Raw genomic sequence first — 522 nt, 5'->3', positions numbered from 1 at the left:
ATTGCAGGTATGTTAATCATGCTTGCGGCTGAGATTCTACTAGCAGTAATGACTATCTCTCCTAACTTGATCAGTCAGTTCAACGCACTATTGAACCTAGCCGTATTCATTAACATGGTACCTTACATCCTATCGATGACTGGCCTTGAAGTACTACTTCGCAAGAACATGGTATCTCAAAAGCAATACCGTCTTGGTGCAACCGTGGGTACATTAGCGGTTCTATACAGCATCTACGGTGTGTACGCTTGTGGTGCGACAGCCGTATTCGGCGGTACTATCCTGACACTGCTTGGCTACATCTTCTACGGCTTCATCGCAGCTCGTGATACTAAGCCAGAAGTGAAAGCAAACTAATTTTAAAGATTTAATAAATTCGATACTAAAGCAATTTATTAATAACTAACTAGAACGGAAATGGGAATAAATAATAAATACACTGACAATTAATTATCACTATTAATAAACAGTATTATTTATTCCCTTTCTAAAATATTCGGTCAGGCCTTTTAATTTTTCATA

At 37.9% G+C, this 522-nt stretch carries 1 pseudogene; it reads left to right on the top strand.

Annotated features, from left to right (window positions below):
* A pseudogene (locus tag C9I86_RS19960) lies at positions 1–357 on the top strand (putrescine-ornithine antiporter); the annotation flags it as partial.
* Positions 358–522 lie beyond the last annotated feature (165 nt).

This window comes from Photobacterium sp. NCIMB 13483 (assembly GCF_003025475.1).
GTDB classification, from domain to species: Bacteria; Pseudomonadota; Gammaproteobacteria; order Enterobacterales; family Vibrionaceae; genus Photobacterium; species Photobacterium piscicola.
Note: the sequence above shows the minus strand (reverse complement) of the source record. Positions and strands in the feature narration are given on the sequence as shown.